Annotated in this window: 11 protein-coding genes; 1 reads left to right on the top strand and 10 read right to left on the bottom strand. The window is 42.0% G+C overall.

All coding sequences use genetic code 11. The features are described 5' to 3' along the window. Window positions 1-11: 11 nt before the first annotated feature. Window positions 12-2,153 carry an efflux RND transporter permease subunit gene (locus tag G586_RS21500; RefSeq protein ID WP_051204430.1) on the bottom strand — a complete coding sequence of 714 codons (2,142 nt, stop codon included), beginning with the start codon at window positions 2,151-2,153 and terminating at the stop codon, window positions 12-14. A gap of 179 nt (window positions 2,154-2,332) precedes the next feature. Here G586_RS21500 and G586_RS0102335 point away from each other — a divergent pair, with 179 nt between their 5' ends. Further along, entirely contained in the window at window positions 2,333-2,935 is a 603-nt protein-coding gene (locus G586_RS0102335; RefSeq protein WP_026526399.1) for a TetR/AcrR family transcriptional regulator, read from the top strand. A 266-nt stretch (window positions 2,936-3,201) separates the two neighbouring features. On the opposite strand, the gene G586_RS24530 is transcribed toward G586_RS0102335, so the two are convergent. The 9 genes from G586_RS24530 to G586_RS21485 all read right to left on the bottom strand — a co-directional run bounded on the left by G586_RS24530 (window position 3,202) and on the right by G586_RS21485 (window position 17,853). Then, window positions 3,202-3,801 (bottom strand): hypothetical protein, encoded by a 600-nt coding sequence (locus G586_RS24530; RefSeq protein WP_051204428.1) that lies wholly within the window; start codon window positions 3,799-3,801, stop codon window positions 3,202-3,204. 128 nt (window positions 3,802-3,929) lie between these two features. Further along, window positions 3,930-5,111 carry an acetyl-CoA C-acetyltransferase gene (locus G586_RS0102325; RefSeq protein ID WP_026526398.1) on the bottom strand — a complete coding sequence of 394 codons (1,182 nt, stop codon included), beginning with the start codon at window positions 5,109-5,111 and terminating at the stop codon, window positions 3,930-3,932. A 404-nt stretch (window positions 5,112-5,515) separates the two neighbouring features. After that, window positions 5,516-7,822: a glycogen/starch/alpha-glucan phosphorylase gene (locus tag G586_RS0102320; protein WP_081674126.1), complete on the bottom strand. Its 2,307-nt coding sequence runs from the start codon at window positions 7,820-7,822 to the stop codon at window positions 5,516-5,518. Between the two features lie 481 nt (window positions 7,823-8,303). Beyond that, complete coding sequence (locus tag G586_RS0102315) at window positions 8,304-9,293, bottom strand: LacI family DNA-binding transcriptional regulator (RefSeq protein WP_026526396.1); 990 nt, start codon at window positions 9,291-9,293, stop codon at window positions 8,304-8,306. 3 nt (window positions 9,294-9,296) lie between these two features. Further along, complete coding sequence (locus G586_RS0102310; protein ID WP_026526395.1) at window positions 9,297-10,385, bottom strand: SH3 domain-containing protein; 1,089 nt, start codon at window positions 10,383-10,385, stop codon at window positions 9,297-9,299. Between the two features lie 141 nt (window positions 10,386-10,526). After that, complete coding sequence (locus G586_RS24525) at window positions 10,527-11,129, bottom strand: VanZ family protein (protein WP_051204424.1); 603 nt, start codon at window positions 11,127-11,129, stop codon at window positions 10,527-10,529. Next, window positions 11,126-12,631 (bottom strand): FxLYD domain-containing protein, encoded by a 1,506-nt coding sequence (locus G586_RS0102300; RefSeq protein ID WP_026526394.1) that lies wholly within the window; start codon window positions 12,629-12,631, stop codon window positions 11,126-11,128. The genes G586_RS24525 and G586_RS0102300 overlap by 4 nt, the downstream gene beginning before the upstream one ends. A 314-nt stretch (window positions 12,632-12,945) precedes the next feature. Then, window positions 12,946-14,082, bottom strand: a complete 1,137-nt coding sequence (locus G586_RS0102295) for a FecR family protein (RefSeq protein WP_026526393.1) — start codon at window positions 14,080-14,082, stop codon at window positions 12,946-12,948. A gap of 117 nt (window positions 14,083-14,199) precedes the next feature. After that, complete coding sequence (locus G586_RS21485; protein WP_051204423.1) at window positions 14,200-17,853, bottom strand: SNF2-related protein; 3,654 nt, start codon at window positions 17,851-17,853, stop codon at window positions 14,200-14,202. Between the last annotated feature and the right edge of the window lie 3 nt (window positions 17,854-17,856).

Here is a 17,856-nt window from a genome sequence, read left to right as displayed (position 1 = left end):
TATTAAATAAATCAACCTGCTTGTCTTATAGGTGTGATGTTATCATTTTTATTGCTGCCGTTTTTTTTTCTATCCTTATCCATTCTGATACAATCTCTCATGCCATAAGTGGTTCTGATGATAAGTCCATCAAAGATCATATACATTGAAGGAAGCACCAGGATAACTACTGCCATACTGATCAATGCGCCTCTTGCCATAAGGAAGCAGAGGGATCCGATCATGTCTACGCTGGATACAAGTCCAACACCGAAGGTTGCGGCAAAGAAGCTGAGCGCACTTACGATTACCGATTTCATGCTGGTCGAAAGTGCAATTCTTGTAGCCTGTTTTTTGCTCTGGCCTTCTTTTCTCTCCTTACAATAACGTGTTGTCATAAGGATCGCATAATCAACAGTTGCACCAAGCTGAATCGTTCCGATAACAACTGATGATATGAACGGTATTACTGTTCCGGTAAAACCGGGGATTCCCATGTTAATGAAAATCGCAAACTCTATAACCGCAACCAATATAAACGGAAGTGATATAGACTTCATTACAAATGCAATGATAAGAAATACACAGCCGATAGAAACCACACTGACTGTCTTAAAATCTTTATCGGTAATTGTAATCAAATCCTTAGTACAGGGTGCCTCACCTACAACCATTGCTGTGGGACTATATCTCTTAACAATCTCATTTATTGAATCTATCTGAGCGTTAACCTCATCCGATGCTGTCTTATACTGGCTTGTTACCATGAGCATCTGGTAATCGTCGCTGGAAAGCTCATCTCTAAGCTTTGCAGGAATCATATCCTTCGGAAGACTTGGTCCTAAAAGTGCCTCAAGTCCCAGCACTCCGTCAACACCTTTGACATTTTTAAGTTCTTTTACCATGCCCTGCATAGTTGCTGAATCAAGGTTCGCATCAGCAAGGATCATATATGTTGTATTAGTTTCAAAATGCTTATCAAGCTCTATCATTGCCTGTCTGCTTGAAAGATTATCAGGCAGTGTCTCTGACAGATCGTAGTAAACTGCTGCATGTTTGTATCCATAAATTGCAGGAGGAAGCAGACAAAGGAAAATGCATCCGAATAAGATGGCGTGTTTTGAAATCCATCTGGGAGTTTTTACAAATTCCTGAACAATAGGCTTATGCTTCGTCTTTTCAATTATCTTATCAAATATGAGTATCATGGCGGGAAGAACTGTTACGCAAGCGATAACTCCGAAGATAACTCCCTTCGCCATGACTATTCCAAGGTCAAGTCCGATTGTGAAGCTCATGAAACACAGAGCTACGAATCCGGCTATTGTTGTAATGGAAGAACCAAGTACTGACTGGAAGGTTGCACTGATGGCATTTGCCATAGCTTCCTTTTTACTATTTTCTCCCTTCTCAAGCTCCTCCTGGTAGCTATGCCACAGGAAAATTGAATAATCCAGTGTGACACCGAGCTGAAGAACTGCGCTAAGCGATTTTGTCAGGAAGGAAATCTGTCCAAGGAAGATATTCGTTCCCATATTAAACATTATCGCAATTCCTATGCTCATAAGGAAGAAGAAAGGAATCAGGTAGGAATCCATTGTCAGCGAAAGAATTATCACTGCTAAAAGCACTGCCATTCCTACATATACAGGTGTTTCTTTTTCCGTAAGATTCTTGGTATCCAGAACGATTGCTGCCATTCCTGAAAGGAAGCACTTTTCATTAGCAATCTTTCTAATATTGGTTATGGCCTCCATTGTGCCGTCGCCCGAGGTGGTGTCATCAAATATGATAAACATCAGCTGGGCATCTCCTGTACCCAAGGCCTCCGTGACCTCATCCGGAAGCATCTCCTTCGGGATCGTGTAATCCATAAAAGTGTCATACCATATGACCTTTTTTACATGTTCAACCGTCTCAATTTGTGACTTCAGAGATGATATGTCCTTATCAGCCATACCTTCAACCACAAAAAGCGAATACGCTCCGGTTCCGAACTGATCCATGAGGATATCCTGCCCCTTCATGGTCTCAATCTCACCAGGCAGATATGAGAGAATATCATAATTAACTCTCGTCGCTGCCATTCCCGCAACGCACGGAATCATTAGTGCGATGCTGGCAATCAGTATGAAAAACCTTGATTTTACTATTGCCTTTGACAATAATTTCATAACTTTTTCCTCGCAAAAATTATTTTATGACTACTAGTCATTTTTTACATTTTATGTTATACTCCAAAAATGACCGATGGTCAAGTTTTAAAGAAAGAAAAATAATGAAAATTTTATAAACCAGACTTGAAGCTAGATTTTTTCAAGCCTTTCAACTGTAATTGTGATAGGATTAAGTTATGGGAAAATGGGATGCTAATAAAAAAATGAAACGGGATTCTCTCTTAAACACCTCCTTTGAGCTGTTTACTTCACAGGGAATCAATCAGACTTCTATCTCCGACATAGTAAAGAAGGCAGGAGTTGCCAAGGGAACCTTTTATCTATATTTCAAAGATAAATATGATATAAGGAATCGTTTGATTGCCCGAAAGTCTAATCAGTTGTTTACTGTTGCATATGAAGAGCTATTAAAAGAAGATCTTCATTCGATTGAAGATAAGATAATCTTCATGATGAAACATATTCTAAAGGAGCTTTCCAATAATCCGATGCTCCTCTCCTTCATTTATAAGGATCTGAGCTGGGCTCTTTTCAAAGAAGCCATGGCCACTGACCCTGATGATGCCGAAACGGATTTTCTTCAGATCATCACAGCGATGTTTGAGGAATCGGAAGTTAAATATCGTAATCCCGAGCTTATGATGTTCCTTTTGGTAGAAATGATCAGCTCTGCCGGTTACAGCTCAATCGTTCACGGACAGCCCATGCCTCTTGAAGAACTAATGCCTGAGCTTGAATTTGCAGTTCGAAGCTTCATGAAGGCATATGAACTTAAATAAAATAATCATGTGCTCTACAAAAAATAATTAGGCACTCTACGAAATAAAACCCGCGTTGGCAAGACGCGGGTTTTTCAGGTAGGAGATTTCTTATGACTATGTATGTCATATGTGTTAGTCCTGCTTAACCCATCCAGTAAATATTGGCTGTATTTACTATTTTGATTGGTTAGCTTTTGCTAACACAGTTATATTAGCATAGGCTAACAATATGTGCAAGAGAAAAAATAAAATTTTTCGAAATTTTTCTAAAGCCGCAGGTTTTATCACATGTTTCCAAAGAATGGATCTCCGCCTCCACGCCCGTTTTTGGGGTCATTTCCATCATAATATTCGTCATCGTCATCATCTTCATCTTCGTAGTCTTCATCATCGTAATCTTCATCATCCGCAAATTTGCCGTCAGCATATCTTGGATCATCAAAGAAATCGTCTCCCTCTTCCTCCTCGTATTCATCGCCATCTTCTTCATCGTCTTCGTCATAATCATCGTCTTCTTCGAAGTCGTACTCGTCATCCTCTTCCTCTTCGAAGTCGCCGTCATATTCCATGTCGTAGTAACCCTCAGCCTCAAGCCTGTCGCGAACGTCTCTGTCAAAGTCAAGTTCGTAGTCTTCAGGATCCACTCCGGCTTCTTTTAGCATCTCTGCACGTTCTTCTTCATCAGCGCGAAGAAACTCTTCAAAGTCAAGTCCGGCATTGCACACAGCTTCCACAAGCTCAGCATCCACATAGACCGTGAAGTCCGCACTGTCTCCGTCGAAGTCATCATCCACATAGGGAAGATTCTCCGGAAAAATAGAAAACATTTTGCCATTTTCATCAAAGTCAAGGGGCCCGAAGCCCTTTCCAAGATTAACGTTCATATGACCTCATCCGTCAGCTTCGCTGACACCTTCTCCTAGAAGGAGAAGGCATAATCTGCTATCATCTACGCCTCCCCTAATAAGAGAAGGCATAGATTGTTGTCAGCTTACTGTTTTATTTCAAAATCTTAGTCGCGTTCTACGATGGCAGCGGCACCCATTCCTCCGCCGACGCAAAGTGTAGCAAGGCCCTTCTTAGCGTCGCGTCTTTGCATCTCATAGAGAAGTGTTACAAGAATACGGCAGCCGGAACATCCTACAGGGTGTCCAAGTGCGATAGCACCACCATTTACATTGAGCTTTGAAAGGTCAAAGCCAAGATCCTTACCTACTGCAACTGACTGAGCTGCGAAAGCTTCATTAGCCTCAATAAGATCAAAATCGGAAATCTGATAGCCGGCCTTAGCCATTGTCTTTTTAGTTGCTGCTACAGGTCCGATACCCATGATGCGAGGCTCAACACCTGCAAGCTCACCTGCGATCCATGTAGCCATAGGCTTAATTCCAAGTTCCTTAGCCTTTTCTTCACTCATAACAACGATAGCTGCTGCACCGTCGTTGATACCTGAGGAGTTAGCTGCTGTAACCATTCCATCAGGCTTGAATGCAGGGCGAAGCTTGGAGATATTCTCCTTTGTGACGCCTGCTCTGGGGCCTTCGTCCTTCGCAAACATAACTGTTTCCTTCTTAACCTTAACAGGAACGGGAACGATTTCCTCGTCGAACTTGCCCTCAGCCTGAGCCTTCTCGCACTTCTGCTGGCTGTTTGCTGCAAACTCATCAAGCTCTTCTCTTGTAAGTCCCCACTGCTCACAGATATTCTCAGCTGTGATACCCATGTGGAAGCCTCCAAATGCATCTGTAAGAGCGTCCTTGATCATTGTATCGATGAGTTCACCGTTGTTCATACGATAACCAAATCTTGCATTCTGAAGTGCATAAGGAGCACGAGACATACTCTCTGTACCACCTGCTACGATAATATCAGCATCTCCCATGGAGATAAGCTTTGCTGCAAGGTTTACACAGTGGAGTCCTGAGCCACAAAGTACATTAATTGTTGTAGCCGGAACTTCAACAGGAATTCCTGCATTAACTGCTGCCTGGCGGGCAACGTTCTGCCCTGTGCCGGCTTGGATAACGCAGCCCATATATACTTCATCAACCTGCTCAGGTTTAACACCTGAACGCTTTAATGCTTCTTTAATAACTATTGTTCCAAGATCCGGAGCCGGAATGTCCTTAAGGGCACCCCCCATAACACCAATTGCTGTTCTACAAGCTCCTGCCAAAACTACTTTTCGTGCCATGACTTTTATAACCCTCCTTTAATTTGAAAAATATTAGTTACTTCAATTTTACCAAAGGTGACGTCCCGCCTCAATATGTATATATGACGCCCTGTTTCATTGTGTATATAGGTCGCCCTATCGCAAACTATATAGGGATTTCGCGCTCGTTGCTTACGCATAATCGCTCGAAATCCCTATATGGTTTGATCAGGGCTGGTTATTGTAGACATTATGTTTCCAGAAGGCCGGACACTAAATTTTTTAGGCAGGGCTGATTTTGGAAAATAGAATTATTCTGTTAGCATACGTTCAAATTAAAGAAAAAGACCCGGGTGAGTTGCATAGTCGTTTCAATCGATTATGCGTTAGCAACGAGAGTGAAACGACTATGCAACCCATCCGGGTCGCGTATATTTTATTTATTACAGCTTCCAGATATCGCGATTGTACTCTTCGATGGTACGGTCTGATGAAAAGAAGCCAGCCTTTGCAATGTTGGTGAGCATCATCTTCTTCCACTTGTCGCGGTTTTCATAATCTGCGAAAATGAGATCCTTTTCACGGATATAATCCTCAAGATCGATGAGTGTCATGAACCAGTCCTTCTTAAGTAGCTCATCCTGAAGGCGTTTGAGGTTCTCTTTGTGACCTACTGCAAGACACTGCTTGGAAGTAATGAAATCAACGGCTTCCTTGATAACCTTGCTCTTCTTGTAGTAATCCTTTGAAACATAGTCCGCTTTTTCATAATGCTTGATAACTTCATCTGCGCTAAGACCGAAGATGTAGATGTTGTCATCGCCTACAAGATTGTGGATTTCCACGTTAGCACCATCATCTGTTCCCAGAGTTACAGCACCGTTAAGCATGAACTTCATGTTACCTGTTCCGGATGCTTCCTTACTTGCAAGTGAGATCTGCTCGGATACGTCACATGCAGGGATAAGCTTTTCAGCATAGCTTACGTTGTAGTTCTCGACCATAACAACCTTCATGTAAGGAGATACATCGGGATCATTGTTAACGATCTCCTGGAGGCAGAGAAGCAGGTGGATGATATCTCTTGCTATAACATATGCAGGAGCTGCCTTCGCACCGAAAATAAATGTGATAGGACGAGAAGGCTTCTTGCCGCCCTTGATCTCAAGGTACTTATGAATGATATAAAGTGCATTCATCTGCTGGCGCTTATACTCATGAAGTCTCTTAACCTGAATGTCAAAGATGGAATCAGGATCAACCTCAACGTTTTCCTTCTTCTTAAGGTAAGCGGCGAGCTCTTCCTTCTTCTGATGCTTGATGGCATCAAGTCTGTCAAGTGTCTCCTGATCATCGATAAACTTAAGAAGATCCTCAAGCTTGTCCGCATCCTTCTTAAATCCGTCACCAATCTTCTCGGAGATAAACTCAGTGAGAGGATGGTTACAGGACATGAGCCATCTTCTGAAGGTTATGCCATTTGTCTTATTGTTGAATTTTTCAGGATAAAGCTTGTAAAAATCGTTAAGCTCTGAATTTTTCAATATTTCTGTGTGGATGGCAGCAACACCGTTTACGGAGAAGCCGTAATGGATGTCGATAAACGCCATGTGCACCTTCTTATCCTTATCAATGATCTGAACTGCGGGATCTTTAACCTTAGCACGGATTCTCTTATCAAGCTCCTTGATGTAAGGAACAAGCTGAGGAACTACCTTCTCGATATACTTAAGAGGCCATGTCTCAAGTGCCTCTGCAAGGATAGTATGGTTAGTATATGCACAGGTCTTAGATACAACATCAATTGCATCATCCATTGAAAATGCCTTATCCTCAACAAGAATTCTGATAAGCTCAGGTATGATCATTGTAGGATGTGTGTCGTTTATCTGAATTACAGCATGCTTATTAAGCTCGCGAAGGTCATACTGGTGCTCCTTCTGTTCTCTTAAAATGAGCTGAGCCGCATTGCTTACAAGGAAATACTCCTGATAAATTCTGAGGAGGTTACCGGCCTCATCAGAGTCATCAGGATAGAGGAAAAGTGTGAGGTTTTTCTCTATCTTTTCCTTATCAAAAGTGATGCCCTTCTTTACAAGGCTCTCATCAATTGTCTCAATATCAAAAAGTCTGAGCTTGTTTACACCTGTATCGTACCCAACAACGTTCATGTTATAGAGTCTTGAAACAACCTTCTTTTTACCAAAGGATACTTCGAAGGTGGTATCTGTCTTCTCAAGCCAGGACTCATTCTCGATCCATTCATCCTTTTCAGCTGTCTGAAGATTATCCTTGAACACCTGCTTAAAAAGTCCATAGTGATAGTTAAGGCCGATTCCTTCTCCTGCAAGTCCAAGTGTTGCGATAGAATCAAGGAAACATGCAGCAAGTCTTCCAAGACCGCCGTTTCCAAGTGAAGGTTCTGGCTCACATTCCTCGATAGCAGCAAGGCTCTTACCATTCTTTTCAAGAATCTCATTTACTCTGTCATATACTCTTAAGTTGATAAGGTTATTTGAAAGAAGCTTACCAATAAGGAACTCCATTGAGATGTAGTAGATTTTCTTCTCTTTCCCTGTAATCGGTGCAAGATTCATAAGACGGTTAGAATACTCAAGAAGAACTACATATGTCTCCTTGTCTGTTAAGTCCTTGATGCTCTTGCCAAACTTCTCATTTGCTATACCTGTAAGTGCTTCCTCCATATTGGTCACAAGTACGTCCTGCTGTAAATTACTGTGCTGGCTCATATAATCTCCCTTCCTTTAAAAAGCAATACAATATCTTCTTGCCTATTATTTACAAGTCATAAATTGGTTTGGTGAAGCATGATGATTTGCAAAAAACAAAGAAAACGTTTTCACCAAATTCTTAAATATCATAACATACGAAAACGTTTTCCGCAATATTAAAGTTTTATAAAAAAAAAGCCTTCCCCTTGAGGGGAAGGTGCCGGTGAAACCGGCGGATGAGGTGTCCCCTCATCTGTCAGCTTCGCTGACATCTTCCCCCGCAGGGGGAAGACTTTAAGTATACATCTTTTAGATTCATCGACATCTGCCTACAGGGGGAAGACTTTAAGTATACATCTTTCAGATTCATCGACATCTGCCTACAGGGGGAAGACTTTAAACATACATCTTTTAGATTCATCGACATCTGCCCACAGGGGGAAGACTTTAAACATACATCTTTCAGATTCATCTACATCTACCCGCAAGGGAAATACTTTTAGCAGATTATATCCTCATATTTAAGTCTTACAAGTGTGTACGGGAGTCTTACTTTTCTTCCCGATGATCCATTAAGCAGTCTGTTCAGTTCGCAAACACTCTCTGATGCAACCTTGAAGAAGTTCTGCTTAACAGTATTCATCTGTTTGCCTACATATCCCATAAGAATGATTCCGTCGAATCCGCAGACAGGTCTGAAAATATCCATATCTATAAGAGCTTTCATGGCTCCGATTGCCATAAGATCCGAACCGCAGACTACGATGTCTTTATTTTTGGCATATCTCAAAGCAATGTTCCTTGCCTTTAATTCTGAAAAATCGCCATTCCTTATAAGAAGCTTAACATTATGCTTTTTCGCAAGATCTTCCATCGCCCTGATTTTTTCGTGGGTAACATAGCTGTTGCGCATACCGGCTATATAAAGAATTGACCTGCACATATTTTCACGCATAGTCTTCTGAGCCACATCGTACTGGGCCTGATAATGATCAACGCCTACAACAGAGGTGCTCTCATTTGTCTCAGCGCCATCTACCACAACAATTTTGAAGGTCTGTGACTCGATGAGCTGGTGAAGTACCTTGTCGTCATCATTCATTCCGAAGATTACTATTCCGCTGATACTCTGAGATGAAAAATATCTGATCATCTCCTGTAAATTCATTTCAGCAATAACGGAATAGAACACAGTGATAACATCCAGCTTTTTTTCCTGCGCCATGGCCAGTGCTCCGGATATATACTGCATATCAATCTCGTCTATCGCCTGTGTTTTCATATTAAGCTTTAAAAGAAGCGCTATCCTACCTGATCGTTTAGAGGACAGCGCAGCCGCAACCTGATTAGGGACAAAGTTCAATTTTTCAACTGCGTCCATAACCTTCTTCTGTGTTTGTTCACTTATGTTAGGGTAATGATTTAATACCTTAGAAACTGTTGAGATGGCAACTCCCGCTTCTTTTGCCACATCCTTAATGGATACCATTGATTATGCTTCCTTCTGCGCTGCCACCTGATTCATATAATATGTGTACAGCGTCTTATAGGTGTCGTTATTATAATGAAGGCCATCTCCTGTGGAAAATCCAACATTCGTAAGAAATGAATAACCGTCAAGCCATCCGATTCTGCTATCAAGTCCACTTCTCATCTCACTGTTAAATGCCTCAATATCGGAATTGGTTATCGTGGGATAACTGCTGACCGGAGTAACCGCTGCATAGAAAACAGTAGCACCTGCGGCTATCCATGAATCGACCTTCTTATTTATAAGTTTAATATATTTTTCAGCATTGTAAAGGTCATTAACACCATAGTTGATAATAATAACACTTCCATCGCCTGCTTCTGCATCGATCTGAGGTACGGCTTCATTTGAAAAGAAGGAATAACCTTCGCCAACCTTGGCGATCCATGCATAGTCTGACTTATTTACAGCCTGGCTCATCTGAACCGTACGGGAATCACCCGCAAAAATATATTCAATACCGGGTTCCGTCTCCTGGATGTAATCACCCATTATGTAGCCAACTTCATCATTGTACATAACCTGATACCAGCCATTGTCAGTCTCCCCAAGAACTGTGACTTTGGTATCCCTTTTGATGGTGGCAAGTCTGTCAAATTCCGTTCCCGCGCCTGTCCTTATGTTGACACGGTCATTGGAATAATAGCTCTTTTCCTCATCGTAAACAGTGATACTATACTCCGGAACGACAATTTCAGACTCAGGAAGATCTGTAGTCTTAATATCATCCGCAGCCTTCTCATCTTCTTCAGTTTCATCGACATCAGAAGCTGCCGCGTTCTCCATAGCTTCAAAATCACCTATAGCCTGTGCCGTCCAACCAACGAAATCAGCTGCGCCTTCTGCATTGTCGGCAACAACCTCTACTGTTTCCTTTTTAGCCTCGACTACACTCTTACCATCTATACAATTAAATCCAACCTGGGTAAAAAAGACAGCCATAAGAAGAATGGACGTCGCAACTGCGATTCTGTTAACCGGCTTTGAAGGCTTTCTATAATATGTTCTGTAATTGTTTCTATAGTTGTTTCTGTAACCTGTTCTTTTCATAAGAAAAATAATTACTCCCTGGTCTCAAAACAAAAAGCAGCATCATTATCATTATAGATAAACATAAAGGGAGCTATAATGCTCCCCATAGTTCGAGATATTACTCTTTTTTTACGCCCACGTCAAGTTTTTGTAATAATTTCACTTATCCTTCTCCTTGCGGGAATTACTGAATATTTTACCTATACCAAGGTAAACAAGCCACAAAACAGCCCAAATCAGCCATCCTATACCCCCGCCAAGCGTGTTGGTTACTACATCATCGAGCTCGAATATACCAAGTTTGAAGATATACTGCACCGTTTCAATGATGATGGACAACGCAACGCAGGTAATAACACATATCAGCGGATTTCTGAATTTCCTAAAAGCCCCTGGAAGAAGGATACCCATAGGGATGAACATGATTATATTTTCAATGAACATGGCTCTCCAGAGAGTTGTTTTCCCCCAGGATGACCAGAGTTCGAGATTTACTCCCTCAAACTGTCCCGGTTCTCTACTGACAAACACAATAAACAGAATTGAAGTCAGATAGATTAGAAGGGCAAAAACCGCTATAGCATGGCCTGTCGAAAGCTTTCTGTCCTTTTTTAGAAATTTACAGCCAATCACATAGAACAAATAGACCGCCCCGTATGCCAGGGCGATCAATATGCCTACGTTCATATATTTTGTAACACCCATCAAATCGGATATTACCATTTTGATGAGCTCTTCATTATTTAATATCTCGTTAATCATTCCTTATTAACTGCTTCCCTTGCATAAACTACGCACTGTACTATGTTTGAGCGCTGCTCTCTCGTAAGGATATAGCTGACTCCGAAGCTCCTTACAGCACCGGAATAAAAGTCAGTGATGGAATCCTTACCCACAGCAATAGCATTTCCTCTGCGGTCCAATGCCACTACTGTTACGGGAATATAATCCACATTCCTGTCCGAATAATTGGTCACGTCAGCTGAGAGTGTGAAATAACCGCTTGTATTACTGCCGTACATAATGTTACTGATGTCAAAATCGGCGCGAGGATCATTTACGCATTTTTGAACATCAAGATTTGGCATTATAAAGTACTCATGAACTCTGTAGAGAGAAAGTCCGGGATATTCTACCTTCGGTGTCTCCTCCTCAGTTGTGCTGCCAAATGAAGATGAAATTGCAGGACCTGTTCCTGCAGCATCTCCGGATGTAACCTCACCGGCATCTTCAGGAGCAGTGCCATCCTCTGATGAAGTCCCTTCCGTCGATGCATCATCAGCTGAGGAACTATCCCCTGCTGCTCCTTCATCAGAAGTAGACGCGCTATCAGCGGCCGATGCTCCTTCAGTTGCAGAGGCTCCTGCCTCCGCGGTCATACCTTCCTCAGATGATGCTCCATCGGTTTTCTCAGCCGCAGCATCTGCAGTACTTCCCAGGTCGCCTGACGCATTCTGTCCACTTTCATTATCAGGTAAAAGCTGTGTTCCACCACTTGTATCTTCTTTATCACCAACAGTGGTCCCACTTGCTGTATCCGCTGCTGCCATGAGCTTTTCCGGATTAACTGCTACCCGCTCTAAATCCTTTATTGAAGAAGATGTAAGTCCCTCTTCCTCAAGAGCCTTCTCAAGCTCATCTATGTCTATGGCATTAAAATCCTGACCATTCACATTTCCTTCTGCACTGTTCGCCTCTGAAGGATCAGGTGTATCTCCTGAAAGGTCTCCCTCTTCAATGGTCACGCTATCTTCTCTTGTTTTTATCTGTCCATAAGGAACGTAGAAATATCCCTTCTCTCCGGGTGCAATAACATCAGGAACTGCCCTGACATAATCATAAGAATCAACCACTTCAAGATTGCGATCCTCTATATCAAAAACAGACTCATCTCCAAGATAAAGGTTGCTCTTACCAATATTCTCAATAGTAACGACTGCATGAAATCCGGAATAAAGACCATCATCCTCATAGACAAAGGTTGTACCTGTGATGCGATAGTCGATATTCTCCGAAGCCTCTTTTCCTGTTGAAACCAAAGGACCGCTTCCGCCATATCCACTTTCACTCTCACCATATTTAAAAATCCAGTTCCCGTTTTCGTCATAATAAGCCGAGTTATCAAGCGCATCTTCCTCAGATGGCGCCTCATTAACCGGCTCTGCAGGAAGTGGATTATTCTTTCTGTACATGTAATAAGCACCGAAGATAAAGCCCCCAAGCAAAGTGACTATCAGTGCAAATGTTGTAATAGCATATTTCATGATATTCCCCTCGTTATCTGAATGCAATTACCATTCAAAAGGTTTGAAAATGCAAGCATTTCCTCAATATAAATTTAACAAACATCTAAAGGGGTTTCAATATCAGAATCCCCTCGCTATGTGCATTTCACAAATAAAGCAAAATTAATTCACAGATTAAACACATTACGGTCACGAATCTTTACGATTTATATTTTATTATCTAGACATAAGATAAAAGAAAATAATTCTCTTATCTCCCTCATAAGAAAACATTTCGTGACGCAGAGCTGCCGGGTATTTCGAAATACCCGGCAGTTTCATTTTCATAGCCATTAAAGCCCATTCGAATAATCATTGAATACCACAACAGCTGTAGGACTTGGAATTTTCCTGTTGTACCTGTCGTAATCGGGGCTAAAGGGCACAGTTCGTCCGGATATTTCCTTAATCCTCGTATGTGGTCTTCTGTTATCGGAGCCTTCGGAATTGTTCTGATCACTCGAACCTGCACTACCATTCCCTGCAATCTGCTCTTCGCTAACATTCTCAGGAACTATACTCACGAGACCTTCGGTTGTATAAAAAATCCTGCCCTCGTTATGCTCCTCCAAAAAGTCCATTTCGATAGCCTTTTTAGAATTCTTCTTTGCCTTATCCTTGGTATTTTTTGCTACGTTCTGATCCTTCTTCATTCTTGAATCCACCATACTGCTTGTAAGGTTCCTGAAATCAAGACCGCTCTGCTGAAATACCTTATTTGCTAGATTTTTATCATTTAAAAGTTCTTCCAAGATGAAGCCCTTTATAGAATCTGTGCCTATATCCTCGGTGACGATCTTGCAGTCATCAGAGCCATCTTTCGTGAGATAAAAATCTGCTGCCTGTCCGGCAAGAAGAATAACCGTTTTGCTGTCTCCGGATTTAAGATTCGTCACCTTGCAGTGAAGGCTTCCTTCAAGCAATGATACTCTGGTGTGCCTTGGATCCAATATTTCCACCTGACCGCATGTACCCCGTACGGCCATTACCATCCCGGAAGTACGAATGTTGAAAATCTCGGAATCCTCAAGGCTGGAAGTAACATTAAAGAAAAGCGATCCTGCATTAAGAAGGACCTCGGTTTTGTCACCTGCTCTTCTGACTTCTGCTTTTGTAAGAGAATCAAGCTTTATGTACTTGGTGTTGTCAAGCTTCACGGTAGCTGAGCTCTTTGCTGAGGTTGTGACAAGGCTTCCGTTTTCCAGTCTCATCTTCGTTGATACCTGCGACTTCCTGCCCCTGCTGTCTGTGACAGTGATGGTTCCTGTACCACCTGTAAGCCTTATAGCATTTTCAGCATCTGCTTTTATCTCAGCGGCAATAGCATCACCGGAGAAGCTTACAATTAAAAAAAGCGCAATTGCGAATGCGAGCAGTCGCCTGCCCACACGCATTGCCCTATAAATCGTATAATCGTATACTCCCCTCATAGCGCCACCTTCCTAAACGCTTTCTTATACTTAAAATAATACGATATTATGATAAAAAATGATATTAAATATCTATAAATTTGACTTATGAATCCGCAAAATATGAGAAAACAGTCTTTATCCCAAAAGCTCCAGCAGCTGCTCCTTCGTCATATTTGTGATGGATTCGTTATCACCTGAAAGAATGGCATCAGCCAGGTCCTTTTTTGCATTTTGCATCTCTACTATTTTTTCCTCAATAGTATCCTTCACTATGAGCTTGAAAACCGACACGTTCCTGGTCTGTCCTATCCTGTGCGCTCTGTCTGTGGCCTGATTCTGCGCTGCAAGATTCCACCAGGGATCATAGTGAATGACAACATCCGCGCCTGTGAGATTAAGTCCTGTTCCGCCTGCCTTAAGTGATATCAAAAATAACGGAACCTCATTTTCGTTAAAGCTGTGCACAAGTTTTATTCGCTCTTCCTTGGAGGTCTGACCGGTTATCTTGTAATACTCGATATGATTCTGCTTTAAGTCCTTTTCCAAAAGCTCCAGCATTGATGTGAACTGTGAAAACAGAAGAACCTTATGTCCTCCGTCAATTGCACTTTGTACCAGCTCAAGACATGAGCTTCTCTTGGCCGACTCACCCTCGTATCCTGCAGTTATAAGCTCCGGATCGCAGCATATCTGCCTAATTCTCGTGAGCTCAGCAAGAACCTTTAGCTTGTCCTTTCCGGATTTGTAGTCCTCGCTTTCAAGAAGCTTCTTCATATGCGTAACCTGCGCATCGTAGAGCTTTCGCTGCTTAGTATCAAACTTTGAAAAACGAATCTCCTCTATCTTCTCGGGAAGATCCTTTAGTACGTCGCCCTTTAGGCGCCTTAGAATGAATGGACCAACCATGTTCTTTAGCTGCTTTGTGGCGTCCTCATCCTTATACTTGGTAATGGCTGTCTCAAAATCATCTCTGAATCTGTCATATGTATATAAAAATCCAGGCATCAGATAATCAAAAATACTCCAGAGCTCACTGAGGCGATTTTCAATAGGTGTTCCTGTCAGAGCAAATCTGTGTCTGCTCTTTATAACCTTTACAGATTTAGATGCTGCTGCCTGCGCATTTTTTATATACTGCGCTTCATCAATTATCTCGTAATCGAATTCAAGGTCTTCGTATAATCCAATATCTCTTTTCAAAAGATCGTAGGATGTAACAAGGACTTCCGGCCTTTTCTTACTTGAAAGGAGCTTCTTTCTCTCAGCCTGCGTTCCCGTTACTGTCTTAACATCAATTGAAGGAGCAAAGCGCTTGAACTCTTCCTCCCAGTTGTATACAAGCGATGCGGGGCACACGATAAGCGACGTGATATTATCTGCCTTCTCAGCTTCAGCCTGCTCCTTCCTATACTGAAGCATTGCTATAACCTGAAGCGTTTTTCCAAGTCCCATATCATCAGCAAGTATTCCTCCAAAGCCAAGCTCAGAAATCATGGTAAGCCACTTAAAGCCATACTTCTGATATCCTCTAAGAACTCTTTCAAGGCTGCCCGGAGCCTCTACATCAGCATCCTTTATGGTGTTAAAGTTCCTGACAAGATTCTTGAAATTCTTATCTCTGTCAGCAGCTATCTCATCATGCTCTTCAAGAAGCTTATTTACATAAATAGCCCTATAAAGCGGTAAGTGAAGCTTACCCTTCGTAAACTCCCTGGCGGATACTCCCATGGCCTGCATGGTTGCAATGAGTTCCTCAAGAGCATCATCCTGCTCCAACCTTATGAATTCGCCACTCTTTAATCTGAAAAACTTTTTCTTTTTACGATAGCTCTCGAGAAGATCAAGAAGCTCATCCTCAGACATATCATCTGTCGAAACATCCAGATTCATTATGCCGCTCTCAACAGAAATGCCAAGCCTCACAGAAGGCGCTTTGCGGATCTTAAGCCTCTCAAAATCCTTGCTGGCTCTTATCTCACCAAGTGCCATGAAATCCTTAAGGCCATCATTTAACAGATTAAATGTGTTCTCACCATCTTTTTCACAGTAAAAGGTCTCACCGCTTTCGCTCTCATTAGGGAGATAGTTCATAACCGTCTGAACTGCCAGCTGCTCAAAATTTATATCCCTTGAATCGGGAAGTGGGTAATCTTCATCACGAAGCTTATGGAGAAAAAGTTCATTTTCACCGTATTTGGCAAGGATTCTTCCTGTGATAATATCCTCCTCGGCATCCATATAGAATGAAAGCTCGCATTCAGGAGGCATAGACTCTGCAATGCTTCCGTCCTCCGGCTCAATAACATTTATATCACTGCATTCCATCATCTGAGGCAGAATCCTATAGTAAAACTCTGCAACTCTCTTCTTGCCAATAGTGAACTCAGCTCTGCCATCAAACGCATTATCAAGAAGTAGCTCCATCATAGGAGAAATACTCTCAAGCCTTGTCAGCACACCCTTGGACTCATCAATAGAATACAGATGTTCCTTGCCATGATACATAACCGGAAGCTCAGCCTCTATGTATAAGCCGCTAAAGTGACCATCGTCATCATTTGTAGGACTTATAAACACATTTGCAGCCACTTTACTTTTTCCGATTTTCAGCCGTGTTAACTTTGGGGCGTCTTCTTTGTAGTATCCATTAACCTCAAAAGTCTCACCAAAAGCAGCATCATAGAACTTGTCCAAAATTTCGTCTGAAAGGTCTAACTTATCCCCAAGGTCAACATCATTTCCCCAATAATTATTTTTGCCATAGTACCTGTCGTGATAATATTCCTCTTCCTTCCTGGCGGCATCAACGATTGAATAGTACTGCATCGACTTTTCGTCAAAATCATTGTCCATAAATGAAAGTATCGTGCTCTTACCAAACTTCATGCTTCCATAGGACTCCTTGGCCTCTATAAGCTCGCTAAGACTTTTCAACACGAATAGCTTCTCTATTCCAATTTTGAAGGAAAGCTCAAGCTCGTCCATATATGACAGATGAAGTCTTGGCAAAAGCCTGATCACCGGGTTACGACTTATCGTCTCTTCAATTTTCTGGGCACTGGTGATTCTCTTATATCCGCTTAGAATTCTGCTACCAACTATATCCGTATCATCACCGGGATTGTACTTGGCAATATATTTATCAGCAAGAAAAAGAAGCGCAGCCCTGTGCTCACAGATTTCATCATACATTGGAGAATAATATCCATAGTGACTTAGTCTCTTGTGCATGTGTGTACATGAAGAATTTATGATAGTGCTTCTGTTAAACGTAATTTCTAAATCAGATACATTCCCCTTCTTATCCGTGTACTCACCATTAAAAGTAATCGCGAGCTCACCCTTATTGGAGTTATATCTGCCAAGATAGTAAAAATCCGAATCCGTAATTTTTACCTGCCCTAGCCTTACCAGCTCGCGACCCTTCTCAAGGGTATCATAGCTTATCCTGCTGTTTTCAATCACCTTCCTCACATTGAAAAAGGTCTGCCCCTTGTCAGATTCGAACTCTTCTCCCTCTACGAGAAGCGATGAGTTTTCTTCCTCCCACTGGAACATAACAGCTGCTTCATGCTTGCAGTTATAACCCTTTTTCGCAAACTTGCAATCACAATAAAATGTAAGATATCCCGCCTTAAGCCCTATTATGTGAACGTTATAAACATGAGTACCAAGTACTCTCGCCATGCATCCATCTTCAGTCTGTGTGAGTCCCTTTACCTTACCAAGCTCATAGTAGTCATGCCCCCTGCTAAGGATTGTACTGTCAAAATAGTCGGTCCAGTTCATTTG

The sequence above is a fragment of the Butyrivibrio sp. VCD2006 genome, from assembly GCF_000423925.1.
Taxonomy (GTDB): Bacteria; Bacillota; Clostridia; order Lachnospirales; family Lachnospiraceae; genus Butyrivibrio.
This window is presented reverse-complemented; position numbering and strand designations above follow the sequence as displayed.